This window comes from Actinocrinis sp. (assembly GCF_035938995.1).
Classification (GTDB): domain Bacteria; phylum Actinomycetota; class Actinomycetes; order Streptomycetales; family Catenulisporaceae; genus DASZGI01.
Genome location: NZ_DASZGI010000100.1, coordinates 1 through 19,100 on the forward strand (window position 1 = coordinate 1; position 19,100 = coordinate 19,100).

General features: G+C 66.8%; 16 protein-coding genes. 7 read left to right on the forward strand and 9 right to left on the reverse strand.

Annotated elements, in window-relative coordinates; all coding sequences use genetic code 11:
- On the forward strand, nt 1–182 hold a 182-nt coding region (locus VGZ32_RS06310; RefSeq protein ID WP_326884894.1), incomplete at its 5' end, for a hypothetical protein.
- Nucleotides 183–242: 60 nt separating this feature from the next.
- On the opposite strand, the gene VGZ32_RS06315 is transcribed toward VGZ32_RS06310, so the two are convergent.
- The 4 genes from VGZ32_RS06315 to VGZ32_RS06330 form a co-directional block, all read right to left on the reverse strand.
- Nucleotides 243–1,280 (reverse strand): hypothetical protein, encoded by a 1,038-nt coding sequence (locus VGZ32_RS06315; protein ID WP_326884895.1) that lies wholly within the window; start codon nt 1,278–1,280, stop codon nt 243–245.
- Entirely contained in the window at nt 1,277–2,950 is a 1,674-nt protein-coding gene (locus VGZ32_RS06320; protein WP_326884896.1) for an ATP-binding cassette domain-containing protein, read from the reverse strand. Before VGZ32_RS06320 ends, VGZ32_RS06315 begins: the two co-directional genes overlap by 4 nt.
- Before the next feature lie 616 nt (nt 2,951–3,566).
- Nucleotides 3,567–4,325, reverse strand: a complete 759-nt coding sequence (locus tag VGZ32_RS06325) for an NUDIX hydrolase (RefSeq protein WP_326884897.1) — start codon at nt 4,323–4,325, stop codon at nt 3,567–3,569.
- Nucleotides 4,326–4,419: 94 nt separating this feature from the next.
- A complete protein-coding gene (locus VGZ32_RS06330) occupies nt 4,420–5,571 on the reverse strand; it encodes a DUF4192 domain-containing protein (RefSeq protein ID WP_326884898.1) in 1,152 nt (383 codons plus the stop codon).
- Nucleotides 5,572–6,163: 592 nt separating this feature from the next.
- On the opposite strand from VGZ32_RS06330, the gene VGZ32_RS06335 reads away from it, so the two are divergent.
- The 3 genes from VGZ32_RS06335 (at nt 6,164) to VGZ32_RS06345 (ending at nt 10,347) form a co-directional block, all read left to right on the forward strand.
- Nucleotides 6,164–6,850 (forward strand): response regulator transcription factor, encoded by a 687-nt coding sequence (locus VGZ32_RS06335; RefSeq protein ID WP_326884899.1) that lies wholly within the window; start codon nt 6,164–6,166, stop codon nt 6,848–6,850.
- Between the two features lie 155 nt (nt 6,851–7,005).
- Complete coding sequence (locus tag VGZ32_RS06340) at nt 7,006–8,556, forward strand: HAMP domain-containing sensor histidine kinase (RefSeq protein ID WP_326884900.1); 1,551 nt, start codon at nt 7,006–7,008, stop codon at nt 8,554–8,556.
- Nucleotides 8,557–8,634: 78 nt separating this feature from the next.
- Nucleotides 8,635–10,347, forward strand: a complete 1,713-nt coding sequence (locus VGZ32_RS06345; RefSeq protein ID WP_326884901.1) for a S1C family serine protease — start codon at nt 8,635–8,637, stop codon at nt 10,345–10,347.
- A gap of 107 nt (nt 10,348–10,454) precedes the next feature.
- Here VGZ32_RS06345 and VGZ32_RS06350 read toward each other — a convergent pair whose 3' ends face one another.
- Together VGZ32_RS06350 and VGZ32_RS06355 are read right to left on the reverse strand one after the other, a co-directional pair.
- A complete protein-coding gene (locus VGZ32_RS06350) occupies nt 10,455–11,261 on the reverse strand; it encodes a hypothetical protein (RefSeq protein WP_326884902.1) in 807 nt (268 codons plus the stop codon).
- A gap of 163 nt (nt 11,262–11,424) precedes the next feature.
- Nucleotides 11,425–13,095, reverse strand: a complete 1,671-nt coding sequence (locus VGZ32_RS06355) for an MFS transporter (protein ID WP_414642492.1) — start codon at nt 13,093–13,095, stop codon at nt 11,425–11,427.
- Between the two features lie 163 nt (nt 13,096–13,258).
- Here VGZ32_RS06355 and VGZ32_RS06360 point away from each other — a divergent pair, with 163 nt between their 5' ends.
- The 3 genes from VGZ32_RS06360 to VGZ32_RS06370 all read left to right on the forward strand — a co-directional run bounded on the left by VGZ32_RS06360 (nt 13,259) and on the right by VGZ32_RS06370 (nt 14,662).
- Nucleotides 13,259–13,885, forward strand: a complete 627-nt coding sequence (locus tag VGZ32_RS06360) for a helix-turn-helix domain-containing protein (RefSeq protein WP_326884904.1) — start codon at nt 13,259–13,261, stop codon at nt 13,883–13,885.
- A gap of 268 nt (nt 13,886–14,153) precedes the next feature.
- Nucleotides 14,154–14,405 carry a type II toxin-antitoxin system Phd/YefM family antitoxin gene (locus VGZ32_RS06365; protein ID WP_211470650.1) on the forward strand — a complete coding sequence of 84 codons (252 nt, stop codon included), beginning with the start codon at nt 14,154–14,156 and terminating at the stop codon, nt 14,403–14,405.
- The gene (locus VGZ32_RS06370) at nt 14,402–14,662 is read left to right on the forward strand and encodes a Txe/YoeB family addiction module toxin (RefSeq protein ID WP_326884905.1); all 261 of its coding nucleotides are present in this window, start codon (nt 14,402–14,404) and stop codon (nt 14,660–14,662) included. Before VGZ32_RS06365 ends, VGZ32_RS06370 begins: the two co-directional genes overlap by 4 nt.
- A gap of 600 nt (nt 14,663–15,262) precedes the next feature.
- On the opposite strand, the gene VGZ32_RS28610 is transcribed toward VGZ32_RS06370, so the two are convergent.
- The 3 genes from VGZ32_RS28610 to VGZ32_RS06380 all read right to left on the reverse strand — a co-directional run bounded on the left by VGZ32_RS28610 (nt 15,263) and on the right by VGZ32_RS06380 (nt 18,447).
- Nucleotides 15,263–15,475 carry a KTSC domain-containing protein gene (locus tag VGZ32_RS28610; RefSeq protein WP_349263510.1) on the reverse strand — a complete coding sequence of 71 codons (213 nt, stop codon included), beginning with the start codon at nt 15,473–15,475 and terminating at the stop codon, nt 15,263–15,265.
- 143 nt (nt 15,476–15,618) lie between these two features.
- The gene (locus tag VGZ32_RS06375) at nt 15,619–17,118 is read right to left on the reverse strand and encodes a restriction endonuclease (RefSeq protein ID WP_326884906.1); all 1,500 of its coding nucleotides are present in this window, start codon (nt 17,116–17,118) and stop codon (nt 15,619–15,621) included.
- A 183-nt stretch (nt 17,119–17,301) separates the two neighbouring features.
- Nucleotides 17,302–18,447, reverse strand: a complete 1,146-nt coding sequence (locus VGZ32_RS06380; protein WP_326884907.1) for a hypothetical protein — start codon at nt 18,445–18,447, stop codon at nt 17,302–17,304.
- Nucleotides 18,448–19,100: the final 653 nt, after the last annotated feature.

Sequence of the window (19,100 nt, forward strand, 5' to 3'; positions counted from 1 at the left end):
CACCGGGCGCCGCGCTACCCGCGACGGGATTCACCGGCCCCTCGTCGGGACGGGCGGCGGACGCGCCCGCGCTCGGAGAGCGAGGTCGAGACGTCGCGGACGTGACGGAGACGATGTTCATGGTGATCTGGTCGGCGTTCCCCGCGGCTGGCTTGAGAGCTTTCGACACCATTTACTCATGATTGTCACGGAATGCACTCCTGCGAGTGAATCATGATACTTACAGCGTCATGAACCACTTGTTAGCCGACGCGGCGTCTCCGCACCACAACCAACGCAGCCGCCCACCACAACAACGCCGAAACCGCTAGCGCGTCTCGAATAGGCACCCACGGAGCGTCCGCTGCAACGAGTCGCGCCACCCTGCCGACATAGGGCACAAGCGGGCTCGCCGAATCCGGAAGCATCGCAGCAAGAATCACGCAAGCCGCGACAGACGCAAGCACAGCGAGCAGGCGCATCCTCAGCACCGCACAGGCTGCGGTCGCTAGCGCCCCACACATCGCGGCCGTCACGACTTCTCGCACCGCCGGGATCATCAGCCGTAGCGGAACGTCAATCTTCGTCCCGGCCACCGCAAAGCCAAGCCGCGCCGTCCCATAAGCAACCGGCGTCGTGGCAAGGCAGAGCAGCGCGCCAAAGAGCGCGGCGGCAATGCATTTGGCGAGCAAGACCATGCCACGTCGAGGCAGGAGAACGTAGGTGAGCAGCGCTCCGCGATGCCGGTACTCGTATGCGATCGACGACGCGCCGATCAATGCGGCGCCGAGAGCCGCCATGGCCGCCGGAAGCACCGCCCCGACGACGCCGCCAGCAACGACGCCCGCACCACCACCACCCACGTGAGCGCCAGCAAGGCTCACGGTGGAGGGCAGCGTGTGAGTCGTCCCAGTGCCAACATGTGCGAGAACGCGGGCGCCACCGTGGCCCACTGCCGTCGCCAGAGCGATGCCGGACCCGCGCGGCGACCAGTTGGCAGGCAACACGATCGTCCGCCCGATGACACCGTCGCTGCGCACAGCCATAAATCGTCCATCGCCGAAGCTGGCGACCATCCCGCCGCGGCCCAGCACGAGCTTGGCGCCGCTCAGCCGTGCCACCTCAGCAGCCTGAGAATGCGCGAGCCCCACCGCCCTTCGCGCCGCCGGGAGTGTGACCAGCGCCGAGCCCAGAAGGGAAAGCAGGCTGACAGCCCTGACCGACCGCGTGATCAACAGACGCGCGAGCTCGTAACGCAGCGCACCGAGAAGGGCCATCAGCGGCGAGAAGAAGCGGCTCATGCGTCGGCGTCCGATTCCGAAGTCGCCGCTACCGATTCGGCGCCATCCACATGCTGACTCGATGCGTCCACAGACGCACCTTCAGGCTCCGCGCCCAAACCCACGGCATCTGCACTAGGTCTTGGCACCTCAGCGGTCACGCCCGCGAACTCCGCCACCACCGCGCCCACCCCTGCAGTCGACGCCGCACCCGCCCCCGACCCTGCAGTCGACGCCACACCCACGCCCGCACCCGACGCATGCCCCGCCACGCCCGCGAACTCCGCCACCACCGCGCCCGCTCCTGCTGTCGATACCGCACCCGCGTCCGGACCCGACACATGCCCCGCCACATCCGCGACCGCCGCCACCAATCCCGCCGCGCCCACGCCCGACCCTGCAGTCGATGCCGCACCCGCCCCCGCCCCCGACACGCGCCCCGGCACGTCCCCGAGCGCCGTTACCGATCCCGGCGCGCCCGCGCCCGACCCTGCAGTCGATGCCGCACCTGCGCCCGCGCCTACTTTCACGCCGCGGCGCGCATCCACGCCGACACCCGCGGCCGGCCGCGTAACCGTCTGGAGTGGCACAACCGCCCTGCCCCGGCTTGAGCACGCGGCGAGCACGAAGTCTCCCGGATCGGTGCCCGTGAACCGCTCGGCAAGCTCGTGCAGCGGGACGCCGTGCCGGTACGCCAGATCGCCGATCCGTGCCCGATCAAGCCCTCGCACTTCAAGGCTCGCGCCCTCGCCTTGGGAACTGCGGGCGCCCGCCTCGGCCAAGAGCGCCGCGAACCTCACGATCTGCGGGGAACGGACGATCACCGCTGCGCCCGCTGGCGCGCGCAACACCTCCTCCGAAGTGCGTGTGCCGACGAGGTATCCCGAGTCCAGCAACAGGATCCGATCAGACAGACGTGCCACAGTCTCGGTGTCAGCGCACGTCACCAGCGCAGCCCGGCCCTGGCCCGTGAAGGCGCGCAGCAGATCCCCGAGCCAGGCAACGCCTTCCGGTTCAAGCCCTCGGTCCGGGCAGTCGAGCAGCAACGCCATGGGATCACCGAGCAGCGCTGCAGCGATCGCCAATCGGGTCGCCATCCCGTTGGTTAGGTCGGCGATGCGCGTACGGCCCTGGCCGCTCAAGCCCACGATGTCCAGCACCGCGTCGATGCGATGTGTAGGCCGCGTACGGCCGCGCCGTGCGTTGCCGCGACTCGACGGCACGCGTAAAGTCGCGCCACCACCACCAGCCATGCCGGAACGGAGAGAGATCCGGTTGCCTTCGGCGTCACGCACCGCCAAGACACCCTCGCCGCTCTGACCGAGGTGACCGCCGCTCTGCTCAGCACGCCGAAGCCATCCGCGCACTCCGGACTCCACAGCCGCGCGCCGGTCAGTTGCCAGCACGAGCCGCAGATGCCCGCGCACTGTGTGGTCCGGGTATCCGGCCGCGTCTTCGAGGACGAGTCCGACTTCGCGCATCGGATGCACCAGCGCGCGGTAGGGACGGCCCTCGAACAGCGTCTCCCCGCCACCCCGGTCGAGTTGCACCATCCGACGCAGCAAGGTCGTCTTCCCCGCGCCCGTTCCTCCGAGCACGCCCGTGACTTGACCCGGCCGAACGTCGAAGCTGACCGCATCGAGTACAGCGCGGCCGCGTCGACGCACCGTCAGGTCAATGGCCTCGATCACGCGCGGCGCCTCCTAGGTTTCGTTGGCTGCAGACACCTCCGATCGTCTGTCTCGGTCATCATGAGGAAGAACTGACACGCGCGGCATACCGGGAAATACACCCGCATGGGGGCGATTCGTCCCCGCTGACGTGCGAGCTGGCGTCCGTTGCGAGGCGCCTGCCGGTGGCCAGCGCCGGCGAAAGCCGGGCCACGTGTGCGGGCGTTGCTCGACCATCTGCGCCGCGAAGCATGCCGACGCGGCGCCTTCGTAGCCTTTGCAAGTGCGGTCGGAGCTCGCGGAGCGCCTCCTAGCTTAGGTCGGGCTGAGATCCGCGCATCGGGATTGCTGCCCGAGCTGGGAGCGCACTCTCTGCCTTAGGTCGGGCCGCGATCCACGGATTGGGATCGTTGTCCGAACGGGGAGCGCACTCCCTACCTAAGGTCAGGCTGCGATCCGCGAATCGGGACCGTTACCCAAGCGGGGACTGCACTCCCTGCCTGAGGTGAGGCCGCGATCCACGAATCGGGACCGTTGTCCGAACGGGGAGCACACCCTCTGCCTGAGGTCGGGCTGCGATGCGCGGATCGGGATGCCTACCCCGGGCGTGGAATTCCTCCTTGCTTGGGTCGAGTACTCAGGTCGGGCGCAGCATCGGCGGATTGAGCAGGGTCGCCGTACCCAGCCGGAAAAGCTGCGCTGGGCGGCCGCCCTGACGGGCCGTCGTTCCTCCCACCGGAACGAGAAAGCCGGGGGTGCCGGTTACCTTCCGGTGGAAGTTGCGCGGATCGAGCGCCACGCCCCATACGGCTTCGTACACCCGCCGCAGTTCGCCCACCGTGAACTGGGGCGGGCAGAAGGCCGCCGCCAGCGGCGAGTACTCGAGCTTCGCGCGGGCCCGCTCGACCCCGTCGGCGAGGATCTTGGCGTGGTCGAAGGCGAGCGGCGTTCCGGTGGTCCCCGCATGCGCCGATGCACCCGGAAAGAGCGCTGGGAGCATCGGAGCGACCGGACGCCAGGCAGCAGAGGCGGCATCCCCGCCGGCCCGCGGGGTCGGCAGATCCGGCGCAAGGGCCAGATAAGCCACCGACACGACTCGCATCCGCGGATCACGGTCGACCGCGCCATACGTCGCCAACTGCTCCAGATGCATCGGCAGGTCCGCCAGCCCGGTTTCCTCGGCCAGTTCCCGGGACGCCGCCCGGTCGAGCGACTCGGCTTCGCGGACGAAGCCTCCCGGAAGCGCCAACTGTCCGGCGAACGGCTCCTCGCCGCGCCTGATGACGAGCGCTGAGAGCGCGCCGTCCCGCACGGTGAGCACCACCAAGTCCACCGTGACCGCGAACGGCGGCCACCGCCGGGCGTCGTATGACGCGGGGTCAGTCGAGGTCGCCATGGCGCCGCATCATATATCGTCCGAATGACGATAAACAGGCGCGTAAGGACGCCGTGTGTCGTCGACTCGACTGCGGACAGGATGCGAGCCATGGCTAGATCGCCCTCGAACTGAGCTGTTCCGCGTACATCTCGTTCAAGCGCCGCGCCGTGCCCCGCGCAGCCTCTCGCACCAACTCCGGGCCGATGCCGCGGTCCAAGCCCTGCTTGATCAGCCCGGCCAGCGCGTAGCCCGGCACGGCTGCGACGGCGCGCTCGATGCAGAGGCGGCTCCACGCACCCCAGCCGAGCGACCACGTCGCCCACGCCGCGACCGAGTAGGCCGCGGCGGCCTGCTCGGCGGTCACGGCACGGCGCGCCAACTCGACGCCTAGCGCCACCGCCTGCCCAGACCGGTCGTCGCCGCACCAGGTCGCCACGTGGTCGCGGACCCGGACATCGGTGAGCGCGACCAGGAGTTCACCGACGATCTCGTCGGTCAGTGCCCGGTCGAGCGGCACCTGCACGTCGCAGAGGCTGTCGGCCAAGCGCCAAACTCGCGACACGTCTTCCCACCGGAGGTCGAGCGTCTTGTCGTGCGTGGCGCCGACCGATCCTTCGATGGCCATGGACGTCTCGGCGTCCGCGGTCGCCCGTGCGTCGGCGAGTCGGTTCAAGGCGGCATCACACGCGGCGCGCGTACGGTCCGCCATGTCCGATGCATACGGCTCCAAGCCAGCGGCGAGGGCCGCGCGGTTCGGCAGCACAGCCAGCCCTGAATAGGCGGTGAGCACGGCGATCGCGCTCGCCCGGGTATCGATCGGCGAGCCCTCCGGTGGGCAGCACTGCGGGCGGTCGCACAGGAACGACCACCACCGCCCCTCGCTGACGAACAGGACGTCAAGGGGCGCCACGCCTGCGATCCGGAGCGGTGCGCACATCCCGGCGACCAGCCGACGGTACTCGGAGATCCGGGTCGGACCCTCCCGGGGCGGATAGACGACGCACAACGCCTCGTTCGCCCCGGTGTCCACCAGACGTGCCGCCATCCAGCGTCCGAAGGCAGCCGGACCGCGCTGCACCGAGCCGAGATCGATCCGCATCCCTTGATTGATCGCCGCCCGGCAGTCCCGCTGCGAGCGCGATAGGCCGAGCACCACGACAGAGGCGTCCGGATGGAACCCAAAGAAATGGGGAACCGCCGCCGCGACCTCTCCAGGAGAACCAAGCCGTACCGTGTCCTGCGCGTCGCCGTCGACGCTCGCCACAGCAGCACCTACCTCGGGACTTAGCCCAAGCGGCAGTTGAAAACGGTCGAGCCGATCCAAGGCCAGGCCGCCCCCGCCTGGCGTGCCGTGCGCGTAGCCGCACGCGTGGCCTGTCGCCCCGTTCGGCGCGCTGAAGAATCCATGTCCAACGTTGTCGAAGCCCCCGTCCGGCGCCTCGACGCACGCACCATCCACGCAGCGGCAGTCTGTGGTGCGCGGTACGCCGATTCCCGACGATCCGCCGCAATCGCACCGACCCCCGTCAGCACTCGCGTCCACAAAGCCCGACCCACCACCGCACATGCTTCCCGAACCGGTCCCCATCGCGTCCCGCCTCCTCGCGTCGCCCGCCGTTCTCCGGCGGTGGAGCGGACCCTTCGCCCGTCCCAAGACAAAGATCGGCTAGGGGGACAACCGCGCGTAAGAGGATTTGGAGCGTCTGTGGATAACTAGCCGTTGTGGAAACTGGATATCGCTTGAACAGCGCAATCGATAGTCACATGATGGGTATGGCACGCCGGGGCCGTCACTTATCGGCCGCATTTTCGGCGCGTCTCAGCACCTTCTCAGCGCTACGGGTAACACTTCGGGCATGCGGATTCTGGTAGTCGACGACGATCAGGCGGTGCGCGATTCGCTGCGCCGCTCACTGGCGTTCAACGGGTACGACGTCGAGGTGGCCTCCGATGGCCTGGCGGCGCTCGAGTCGATCGCGCGCAGCCGACCGGACGCCGCGATCCTGGACGTCATGATGCCCCGCCTCGACGGCCTCGAGACGTGTCGCCGTCTGCGCTCCGCCGGGGAGGACCTGCCGATCCTGGTGTTGACCGCGCGCGACGCCGTCTCCGACCGGGTCGCCGGACTGGACGCGGGCGCGGACGACTACCTGCCCAAGCCGTTCGCGCTTGAGGAGCTCCTGGCACGGCTGCGCGCGCTGCTGCGCCGCACCCAGCCCTCCTACTCCCCCGACCAGGATCTGCTGACGTTCGCCGATCTCACGCTGGACAGCTCGGCCCGCGAAGTCACTCGCGGCGAGCGCAAGGTGCGGCTTACCCGCACCGAGTTCAACCTGCTCGAGCTCCTTATGCGCCACCCCCGCCAGGTGCTGACGCGTGCGCAGATCCTGGAGGAGGTCTGGGGCTTCGACTTCCCGACCACTGCCAACTCGCTCGAGGTATACGTCGGCTACCTCAGGCGCAAGACCGAAGCTGAAGGCGAGCCACGGCTGATCCACACCGTGCGAGGGATTGGATACGCGCTCAGGGAAACGGCGCCGTGACCGACATACGTCCAAGCAAGCAGGTCAGTCGGCCGGTACAGCGACAGCGAAAGGCCGCACAGCCGCCGGTGTCTCGTGCGAAGAAGCCTGTAGGTAAGGCCCAGCAGCGACCCAAGAGCCCGCGACCGCGTTCGATCCGCACGGCCCTGCGCGGCGTGTCATTGCGAGCGCGCGTATCGCTGCTCGTGATGGTGGCCGTCGGCGTCACCGTCGCGGTCGCCTCGATCGTCAGCTACGCGGTCGTCCGCGACACGATCTACAGCCGATTGGACCAGGACCTGCTCCAGCGGGCCTCTACCGTGGCGGAGACGACGCTCGCCGATCCGGGACGGATCGTCTCGCCGGAAACGTCGGCCAGCCTGGCCATGGACGGACTCAAGGCGACGCTCGTCGACGGTCAGCAGACATACCGCCCGCCGACGATCCCCGTGCTGGTCAATGGGCAAGAGACTCCGATCGACCCCTCGCTCCCGGTGAACCCGGCCGACTACAACATCGCCACGAGCAGAAGCGGAGACTTCTACGACACGGTGTCCACCAAGGACGGGCTGTACCGCACGGTGACCGTCCCGGTGCCGTTCGAGCCTGGCGCGGCGCTGGTCGTCGGGACATCGATGGCGTCCACGCAGGCCACGCTGCACACCCTCGGGCTCGTGGCGTTGCTGGTGGGGCTCGCCGGTATCGCGATCGCCGGAACAGCCGGCCTCGCCATCGGCCGCGCCGCCCTGCGGCCGGTCGAAAGACTCACCGTCGCGACCGAGTACATCGCCCGGACGGGCAATTTGCGCAAGATCGAAGTCGCCGGGAGCGACGAGCTGGCCCGGCTGACCAAGAGCTTCAACACGATGCTGGCCACCCTCGCCCGGTCACAGGAATATCAGCGAAGACTCGTGGCGGACGCCGGCCACGAGCTGCGCACGCCGCTCACGTCCATCCGCACGAACCTCGACCTGCTCGCCCAGGCCATGGCCGAGCCGGACAATCCGCGCCTGTCCGCCCAAGACCGGGCGGACCTGATGAACGACGCGCGCGCCCAGATGGAAGAGCTCTCCGTGCTGATCGCCGACCTAGTGGAGCTCTCCCGGGACGAGCGCGCGACCCACGCGGTCGAGCTGGTCGACTTCGCTGACGTCGTCGAACGGGCAGTCGAACGGGTTCAGCGGCGCGCGCCGTCGCTTACCTACGACGTGCGCCTTAGCTCGTGGTATCTACAGGGCGAGCCGATGTCGCTGGAGCGGGCTGTTACCAACCTGCTCGACAACGCGGCCAAGTGGTCGCCGCCGGAGGGCACCGTGACCGTCACGCTCGAGGACGGCGCGCTCCAAGTCGCAGACCAGGGGCCGGGCATCGCCGCCGAAGACATGGAGCACATTTTCGAACGCTTTTACCGGTCACCCGAGGCCCGCACCATGCCCGGCTCGGGTCTGGGTCTGGCGATCGTGCGACAGGTCGCCGAGAACCACGGCGGACGAGTCGCCGTGGCACATGCGCCCGGCGGTGGCGCCCTGCTCGGCGTCTGGCTGCCCGGACTGCCTGAGCCACCTTCGGCGCCTAAGGCCGCTTTCCCGCGAGCGCCCGCGCCCAACGTCCTCACCGCGCCCATGGAGACGCTGGAACAGAACGTAGCGAACCTGGCTCTGCCGTCGGACTCTTCTGGCGATCCGGCCGGCTCAGCCCGGACGGCATTCCGCCCGGATGCTCCTTAGGCTCGGTTCCACAACTCCATAACCAGTTCTGCGCCCCATCTCAGCCGCATCTCAGACAGTTGGAAGAAAGTACGACTCATGACCGAGACGCCTGAACATCGCGAGACCGACTCGACGGAGCAGCCCGCAGAGCAGCCGCCGTTCGCCGGTGCCGCGACGCCGGGGGCAGAGGCACCCGCGCCCGAATCGCCGTCGGAGCCGGCTGAGATGTCGGCCCACCAGCAGTCCCTGATCGCGGACGCGACGCCCGGCGGCTCTGCGCCGTTCGCTCCTTTCGGCGCGAGCGAGCCAGTTCAGGGACCGTACGCAAGTCAGCCGTCCGAGCAGGCTCAGCCGGCTGCGGGCCTCCAGACGCCCGCCGGACCCGAGCCGCTGCCGCCGACGCCCGCCCCGCAGCCTTATATGGGCGATATGGAGCACACCAGGCCATTGCCCGAGACGCCGATACCGGCGCCGGTGCCGCCGCAGCCCCAGCCGCCCGCCGCTCCGATGTGGGGCGCCCCTCCGCCGCCCGCCGTGCCTCAGGGATGGGGGCAGGGCCCCTTCGCCGGCGGCCCGGGCACTCCCCCGCCGCCCCAATGGGCCGCCCCGGCATCGACCGGGCTGCCTCCATTCGGCACTCCGGAGGGTGGCCTCGCACCAGCCGAGCCTAAGAAGGGCGGACCCGGCAGGGTCATCCTGGCGGCTGTGGTGATCGCGGCCCTGATCGGCGCCGGCGTCGGCGCCGGAGTCACCTACGCACTCAAGGACAACAACAACTCGTCGTCGACGTCCTCGCTCACCAGCTCGAACAACAACAACACCAGCACCACCGGCTCCGGGCTCAACACCGCGTCGCCCAACTCGACCCAGGTCACCGCGGTGGCGGCCAAGGTCCTGCCGTCGGTCGTCACCATCACCGTGACCGCCAGCGACGGCTCCGGCGACGAGGGCACCGGAATCATCATCTCCTCGGATGGTCAGATCCTGACCAACAACCACGTGATCTCCGCCGCGGCGTCCGGCTCCGGCACGACGATGACCGTGACCTTCGATGACGGCAGGATCACCCCGGCCACGATCCTCGGCCGGGACACTTCCAGCGACCTCGCCGTGATCAAGGCCTCCGGGGTCAGCGGACTGACGAAAGCCGAGCTCGGCGACTCGTCCACCCTCGCCGTCGGCCAGTCGGTGGTGGCGATCGGTGCGCCGCTCGGCCTGTCCAACACCGTGACCACCGGCATCGTCTCGGCGCTGAACCGGCCGGTCAGCCCGTCGAGCGACACCTCGTCGCAGTCGTCGAGCCAGTCGGTGCTGGACGCGATCCAGACGGACGCGGCGATCAACCCGGGCAACTCCGGTGGCCCGCTGGTCGACATGAACGGCAAGGTCATCGGGATCGACTCGGCGATCGCGACCGCCAGTTCCGGCAGCCTCGGCAGCTCGGGCACCAGCGGCTCGATCGGCCTGGGCTTCGCGATACCGATCAACCAGGCCGAGTGGGTGGCCAAGGAACTGGTCACGTCCGGCACGGCGACCCACTCGCTGCTCGGGGTCTCGGTGAGCGACCCGTCCGCGACGGCGACCCAGGCCGGGGCCGTGGTCAGCGCCGTCACCTCGGGTGGACCGGCGAACAAGGCCGGGATCCAGAAGGGCGACGTGATCACGAAGGTCGACGACCAGCAGATCGGCGGCGCGGACTCGCTCGTCGCGGCTATCAGGTCGTACCAGCCGGGCTCGAAGGTGACGATCACCTACCAGCGCAACGGCCAGACTGCGAGCACGCAGGTCACCTTGACCAACGCCAGCTGACCTGCCTCTGCAAGGCGGAGGGCCCGGGCACGCACCCTGCGTGTCCGGGCCTTTGCCATCTCGAGATCTTGTCGCGCCGCTTTCGCCTGACGCAGACTGACGCAGAGTCAGGCGCGCAGGAGGACGCGGCACACGGTGACGGTCAGCAATGCGGACGGACGGCCGCTTTCGTCGATCCACGACCCGTCCGGCTCCTGACAGGCCGCCAGCCGCAAGGCGATCCGCTTCGTCCAGCGGTCGCCGGGCTGGGTGTCCGAGCCGAACCAGGCCAGATCCGTGGTGTCGAGCTGATCGAATACCCGACCGACGACGTCCAGCAGGCGGCGCGCGGCCAGCTCGCGGCCGGTCTCCCGAAACACCCGCGCGGCGAGCCAGTGAGCGACCATCGGCCCCGGCAGGCGGCCGTGCGGGTCAAGCGCCCATTCGAGCGCCCGCGCCGCGCGCTCGACAGCCTCCGCGGCCGTCTTGGCTACGAGCAGTGTGCGCGCGCAGTTCGCGGTGAGATAAGCGCGGGCGGGCGCCGAGCCTGGCATCAGCCAATCGGGCGTACGGTCGCTCTGCCCCTCGCGCCAGGTGCCGTCAGGCGACTGCGCCGCCTCGATGAACTCGAGCGCAGCGGACACGTTCGCCGTGGTGCGCGCATCGTCGAGGTCGGACAGCTGGTCAAGCATGAAGCACGTCGCGTCGAGGCTGGACGCTCCGCCGGACCAGGGCGCCGCCCAGCCGCCGTCCGGGTTCTGCGGCTCGGGGGGTTCGAGCGCGGCGGTGCTGCCGTTCGCGTCGGCCTCGGCTTCGGGAAGGCCTGCCCCGGCCACTGCTGCGAATCGGGCGCGGTCGAACGGTCCCCCATGACCCCGTATGTAGTTCGCTGCACGATCGGCCGCCTCGTGCAGACCATCCGAAGTCTCGTCCACGTACCTGAACCTACCCGGACGCGCCGCTCCCATGGTCACCTCTGGATAACGAAAGCGCGCATTACCGCGCGCATTACCGCTGGTAAGCCGCCGGTAGCCGACGGCCGATAGACGATGTGCGTCCACGACGACCGTCGGCTTCCGACCTTCGTCTGAAGAGGCGTCAGACTGCCACCTCGACGTCACTCGGAACCGGCGCGAGCGTCGGTACCCGCGCCAATGCCTGCTCGACACGGACGCCGCGGAAGAGAGCGATGGAGAGCACCGCGGCTGTGAGCGTGGCGATGCCCGCCCCGAGCGCCGCCGCATTTACCCCGTGTGCGAACGAGTCGCGCGCTGCGTTGAGGAGGGCCGTGCCGCTCACGCCCTGCATGTGAGACGCCGTGGCGACAGCGCCGCCGAGCGTCTCCCGCGCCGTATCCGCGCTCCGGGCGGACAACCTGGCCGGCATCGTCGAGGCCAAATGGCTGCGGTAGACCGCAGTGCCGATGCTGCCGAGCACCGCCATGCCGAGCGCGCCGCCGAACTCGGTGCCGGTCTCGACGACCGCGGACGCCGAACCCGCCCGCTCCGGTGACACCGCACCCATGATCAGCTCGGTGCCCACCGTCATCACCATCACCAGACCGCTGGCGTAGAGGCTGCAGCCGACCAGCGGGAACCAGAGATGCGACGAGGCGTGCAGCTGCGTCAGCATGCCGAACCCGCCGGTGGCGAGCAGGAATCCGGCCGCCGCGAGCGTAGCCCGGTCGAAGCGCTGCACGAGCGCACCGGTCAGTGGAGCGATGGCGCCGACCCCCGCGGACGGCACCAGCGACCACAGCGCCGCGGTGAACGGGCTCATGCCGAGCACGGACTGCAGGTACTGGGTGATGAAGATGGCGAATCCGACGATCGCGAACATCGACAAAAGATTGAGTGTGACCGAGCCGCTGAAGCCGCGGCTGCGGAACAGCGCCAGGTCGATCATCGGATGGTCGCTGCGCAGTTGCCGGACCAGGAACAGCGCGCCCACGAGCACCCCGACCGCGATCGACGCGAGCCGCACCTGGTCCACGCCGTTCGCCGCAATCTCCTTGATCCCGTATATGGCAGGGAGAACAGCACCGAGCGACAGCACTGATCCGAGCACGTCGAACCGCCCCGGCTGCGGCGCGCGGAACTCAGGCAGCAGAACGGGGGCGAGGGACAGCAGCGCGAGCATGAACGGGACGTTGATCAGAAAGACCGAGCCCCACCAGAAGTGCTCGAGCAGCAGCCCGCTGAGCACCGGGCCGAGTGCGATGCCGCCCGTCATCGCGCCGGTCCAGATGCTGACTGCCGTTCGGCGCTGCTTCTCGTCGTGGAACATGTTGCGGACCAGGGCGAGCGTCGAGGGCATCAACGTCGCCCCGGCGACGCCCAGCACCGCGCGGGCCGCGATCAGCTGTGCCGCGCTGTGTGAATAAGCCGCAGCCAGCGAGGCGAGGCTGAATCCCGCCGCGCCGAGCAGCAGGAGCCGGCGCCGGCCGATCCGGTCACCCAGCGAGCCCATCGTGATCAGCAGGCCGGCCAGGACGAACCCGTAGACATCGAAGATCCACAGCTGTTGGGTGCTGCTCGGTTCGAGGTCCCTGCTGATGAATGGGACCGCGAAGTAGAGGACGGAGACGTCCATCGAGACGAGCAGGAGAGGCAGGAGGAGCACGACCAGAGCGGTCCACTCACGTCGCCCGGCTTTCGGTCCGGACGGCCCTGAGCAACCCGAGTCCCCCGACGGTGCGGCGCGGTGCGATCCAATCGCCCTGGCCGACCGGTCGTCTGCCTGCGACGTAGAAGACGTGGAACGTGGCATATCGGTCACTCCCCCGGATTGTTGTCCGCACCCGAGCGCGCTCGCCGCGCTCGGTGATTCGTCATACCAGGGAACAGTACAAGCGTCTTGTACGCTTGTCTAGAACAAACGTCTAAAACGATTGTATGAGACGATCGTGCGAGACGGGAGTAGGCTGCTGACCATGGGAAATCGAGAGGACCTGCTCGCTGCGGCCAAGCGCTGCCTGATCGAGAAGGGCTACGCGCGCACCACGGCCCGCGACATCGCGGCGGCCTCCGGCGTGAGCCTGGCGGCGATCGGCTACCACTTCGGTTCCAAGGACGCGCTCATGAACCAGGCGGTCTACGAGTCGATCGGCGACTGGGGCGAGGAGATCGAGCGCGCTCTCGCAGCGGCAGGGGACCTGGACGCCGGGCCGCTGCGCCGCTTCGAATCGATCATGGCGCGCACGATCGAGTCGTTCAGCGGCCCGAACTCAGGCCTGTGGTCGGCCCAGGTGGAGCTGATGAGCCTGCTCGGCCGCAACGACGAACTGCGCGCCTTCCTCGCCGGAGTGCAGACCGAGGCGGCGACCGGCCTGGCGGAGATGTTCCTCGGCGTCGATCCCGAAGCGGAGCCCGAAACCGCCAGGCTGGCGGGCTCGGTCTACCACGCCCTGTTCATCGGGATCATCGCCAAATGGTTCATGGATCCCAAGCAGGGCCTCACCGCCCACGAACTGGCCGAGGGCCTGCGCATCATCGCAAACCGGATCTGCGCCAGCCCGGAAGACAGCGCAGGCGGCGCCACTTCATCACAAGCCTCATGACGAGAGGGGCCCGGCGATCACCGGGCCCCTCCTCAGTCGCTTCTCGCTGCTGATTACCGGTGGAGTGCACTTATCCGGAGGCTGCAGTATTCCTCCGCGGCAGACGACTCTTGGTCGCAAGCTCAGCGCCGTTCGACCGATGGACGCTAGAGGCTGCGAAGCGGCCTGCACTGGACATCTCCATGGTCCGGGGAGTGCCGATCTGCTGGCGGTTGCCCGCCGTCCCGGCGTAACGTACAATTTCCTGTACAAGCCAAGGAGGTGTGCGATGCGCACAATGACCTATTCCGAATCACGTGCCAAGTACGCCGAGACCCTGAGCGCGGTGGTTGACGACCGCGAGGAAGTCATCATCACGCGGGCCGGACACGACCCGGTGGTCATGGTAGCCCTCGATGACTACGAGTCGCTCAAGGAGACCGCCTACCTGCTGCGCAGCCCCGAGAACGCCCGCCGCCTGCTGGCCTCGATCGACCGACTCGAGCATGGAGGCGGCACCGCAAGGGAGCTGGCGGAGTGAAGCTGCTCTGGGACGAGAGCGCCTGGGAGGACTACGTCTGGTGGCAGACGCAGGACCGCAAAGTACTCAAACGGATCAACACTCTCATCCAGGACGTCCAGCGCAACGGCAACGAAGGCATCGGCAAACCCGAACCCCTCAAGCACGGTTTCCACGGATACTGGTCGCGCCGGGTCACCGACGAGCACCGGTTGATCTACAAGGTCGTCGATGAAGAAGTGCGCATCGCAGCATGCCGCTACCACTACGGCCCATGACCCCACAGTAGACGCCAACCGCTCCTACGCCGCACAGCTCATGGGGCGACTCGACAGTTGCATCCAACGCAACAACGCTATGAATGCAGGCAAGGCCCAGGGGAGCCGACGTCTTGGCCGACTCCCCTGTGACCTGCTCTAATGCTACTGGGCAACACCTGTAATGTTGGTGGAGTGTACTTATTCGGAAGCTGCAGTATTCACCGGTCGTCGTTGATGCTTCGAGGCCCTGCAAGCATCGACCGCCTTGCACGAGCTGCCACCAAACGAAGGCCGCCGACGAAGCTAACTTGGCTGGGAGCTGCGCGGAGGGCGAGTGGGCTGGGTAACGGATCCCGCGCCCACCCACGGACACCGGACACAGCGGCACGAGGCGGCAAACGGCCGGTGGCCCCGAACGTTCTACGTGTTCGGGGCCACCGGCCGTCGCAATTCGCTGCCAGTTGTCAGCTCGTATCAGCTACTACGGTGCTGATAGAGCGGACTTGTTCGACCCGTTCGCCGATCAACGCCAATTGGTGTCCATCTGCTCGGGGAGGGACGAGGCGCTGCGGAGTGCCAGCGGCGGCGCCGGCACCTCACAGATCAGCCGGTCTGCCCTTACGCAACTCGCCGGAAGTCGTACGCAGGCTTTATAGCCCTTGCTAGATACCGTCCCTTGCTCCGGGCACTCATGAGCTGCCGGTGCATGATCGAGGGCACATTGAAGTACTGATAGATCCTGCCGCCCCAGAACTCGACCTCAAGGGTGCGAGATCCCGGGTCATAGCCAACCGAGACAAGATTCGAGGAAACCACCGTGACGCGATCCATTCCGTTTCCCTCCTCGGATATCTCGTAGCTCGCGGCCGCCGATCTGTCCGTTTTACTGGTGGAGTGTAGTTATTCCACCCGTGCGCTATTCCTCGACCGAGCTGGCCCTGGAACAGCCGGGCCAAAGTCCGAGGACGGACATCCTAGGGAGTCCATTCGCGCGGTGGCTTGGGCAAAGTGATCAGCGCGTCGAGGTTCAAGTGAGTCTTGAGCAGCGCGATCAGCTCTCGTGCGTCGATCAACTGCATGCGGCCGTTTCTCGTGGCGAAATCGCGGCTGGTCTTGCCGAACCACGAGGTAGTCACGAGGATGCCTTTGGTTGCGTTCATGTCGTCCATGACGCCAGCCAGAGCCCGCACGTCGTTGGCCGGCACGACCTTTGTGTAGCGCTTGGCCTGGATGACGCAGGTCCCACCTGTGAACGGGTCCTTGTTGAACGCCACCGCGTCGACTCCGTCGTCGCGTGAAGCCTGAGTCACCCAAGCCTGCAAGCCGTAAGCCTCGAAGAGCCTTCGAACCAAGTGCTCGAACTCTGTGGGGGTCAAGTTAAGGATCTCCGGTCTACTGTCGAGTCCGGCGACCACATCAATAGCATCCACGAACCTGTAGCGGCGCGCATCGAAGACGACGACTGGTTGTACAGGTTCGAGATCCCCCGGGTGTTTCGAGAAGATCGCGTTGAGATGGTGCAGGCAGGCTGCTGGATCGAGCTCCGGTTCGCACAGATCCATCTCGTCCATCAGTGCGCGGGTGGCCTGCACGCTCAGCACACATGGTCGGATCGGCCTGCCTGTGGCCGGGTTCTTGGCACTGACATGGCCGTTGAACACAACGCTGTCGATGAGAGACGGTGGGCACACGGTGAACGCTTCGTGGAGTCTGCGAAGGGCCACCCGAGCGATCAGCAGGCGATACAGCGCGTCGCGCTCAATCAGTTTGCGGGCGACAGGAACGATCTCACGTCGACTTGCCACGTACCGATACTCCGCGACTGCGGGGACCGTGTCCCGCGGAGGCAGCTCAACGTCCATGATCAGTTCGCGCGCTTCCGGGATCATCTGGGCGCGCACTGGCCCTGCGACGCCCGCTGGATAAGGGCATGAGGTGAGGGTGCGCTCAACCACGTCGATGGCCGTGATCAGGTCGCCATTGTCGAAGGCACGTTCCAGTGGCAGGCGCGCCGAGTGAAGGCCGGACGACACGCTCTGCAGCAGGGCATCAAATTGCGCCAGTTGGATGCGGATCTGTGCACTACGCTCGCCGGCTTCGTGTCGCCGCGCCATCTCGAGCGCCTTGGCCTGCTCAGCAGCCTTGCGGCGCGCTTCAGCCTGCTTGGCCCGCTGCTGTGCAGCTTCCTGGCGCTGCCGCTCTTGCTCGCGCCGTTCGGCCTCGCGCTGAATGCGCTCGACCTCCCTCTGCGCCGCCTCGCCCGAACGACGTGCGCGCAACTCCTCCGCGGCGCGCACGTTGCGCGCCTTCGCCGCCTGGTCGCGCTTCCGCTGCGCCTGACGTTGCCGCTGCTCCTCTAGCTTTTGCGCTCGGATCTCTTCCTGCAACTCCATGCGAGCCTGCTGCGCCCTGGCTTTCTCCTTCTCCTGCTTGAGCCGCAGGAACTCCGCGATGATGGACTTCTTGCGCGCCACTCACGCCCCCTCACATCAGCAGAGCACTGACAGTGGGATTGTCCCCTGTTATCGCCGGTCCGATGCAGGCAAAGCTCAACCTACCTGTGAGTGGCATGGATAGAGGCGGACACTCTCGATGGAGCTCAGAGCGACGTGGCGCCTAGCTTGAACGCCTCCGCCATAATGGGACTATTCGAATGCTCACGTTTCAAGCATGGGTAAACGACCAGGCCGTCCGGTGTCGACTGCGCGTGCTGCAACGTAGTCGGCCCAGTCACGCTTGACATACGAAACCCAATAGGCGGCCGTCGCAATGTGAATACCCAGAAGGTCGGCCAGAATCGCTGCTGGCATGTCGGCGGCGAGTGCGCATAGCGCAGTCGAGCGCGTAGTGCGTGCCTCGATTCCAAAATGACGAAGGCGCTCGGTTATTCGGTTTGCCGTTATATGACGACCAGGATTTAAGCCGGGAAATAACCAACGTCGCCCCGGAACGGCACGTCCCAGTGCTGAGCGAGGCTGGCTTTGCGCCCCCAGTTGTAGCAACTCGGCAACCGAAGGAGGCAGCAGCACTGGATGGCGACCGATGACAAGGTAGCTGTTCTCGCCTTGAGTTATCAGGCGATCACTCGTCAACTCGACGATACGTGACACGGGTATCCCGAAAAGGCTCACCAATGCTCCGGCGGCTCGAACATCGACGGGTAACGTCGTATCGGTAACACATCGCCGAAGCTGCAAGAGATGCTGGTCCTCTTCCAGTACCTGATCGAAGTATTGCCGAAATGACCGCGCTGGAACGGTGAGAGGCGGCGTAACTTTCCGATTGGCAGTCCACGCGAGGAATGATCTTATATCGTAGCGAGTTTTCGGGCCATCATTCAGCCACTGCTCGACTTGCGCTTGCTTGAGCTCCCCCAGAGAAATGTTCCGCTCATCGGCCCATTGCAGGAAGTCCAACGCAGCTCGAATGCGCCGTCGGGCACTGGCACCAGCGCCTTGTGTATACGACCGTCGGAGACTGGCTCGCCGAGCGCGGCGCAGTACGAACCAGTGAGCGAAAGGTCGGACCAGTTGGCCGTGGTGCGTCGGTACATCAAGAAGAACATGATCGAGCCAAGGGCCTATGCGTTCCAAGTACTCAACCCGGTCCGGCAGCACACCGGTATGGACGAGAACTTGACGCACGTAATGCAGATTCCTCGATTGTGGTAGGCCGTCGAGCATCTGATGCGTGATGGGCTCTCCTTTGGCGGCAAGCTGCGCCAGCAGCCGCGCTGAAGCGCTTTTTCGAAGCCAGCCAAGGATCGAGACAGGGTGCTCAACATTAACAAGCGCATCACGCACAGCACCCAGCTGCGAAATTCCAGTCGGATGTCCGAGTAGGTCATTGACCCGAGTGGCGAGTACACAGCGCGCGCACTGCCCTTCGGCATAAATCTTTCCCCCTGACCCACAAGCCTTGCAGACATAGTCAACGGCCACACCTGCACACGGGCCGCAAATATTTCCGCCTTCCGACACCGCAATCAGCGGCTGAATACTCCCGCACGCTGCGCATACTTCGGGATGGTTACGAATACGCTCATAACATGTCGAACACACTGGACCAATCGGCCACTCCGCGTTAACGCGTCGATTCCTGCCACATCGACAGCACTGTCGTAGTTGACGTGGGAGACAGCTCTTGCAGATAAGGATTCCGGAACGCACTCCTAGGCAGGGGCGAATGCGACCGCAAACTGTGCACGTACCCGTTACCCCTTGATAGCAGTTCTCGCAAAGGTCGGGATTATCCTCGGTCGCCCGGAGGGATATCGGCATGACACGTTGGCAGCGGCCACAAAGCCGCTTTGGCCGCTGATAGCACCGCGCGCATATGGCCTGACCATCGCGATTCGTTTTGGCTGGCGCCTCTGTTCCACACACCGTACATGTGTGAATTGGCCGGCTGCAATTCCCACACACGGGCTGACCATCGGCAAGTCGGATCGCAGGCA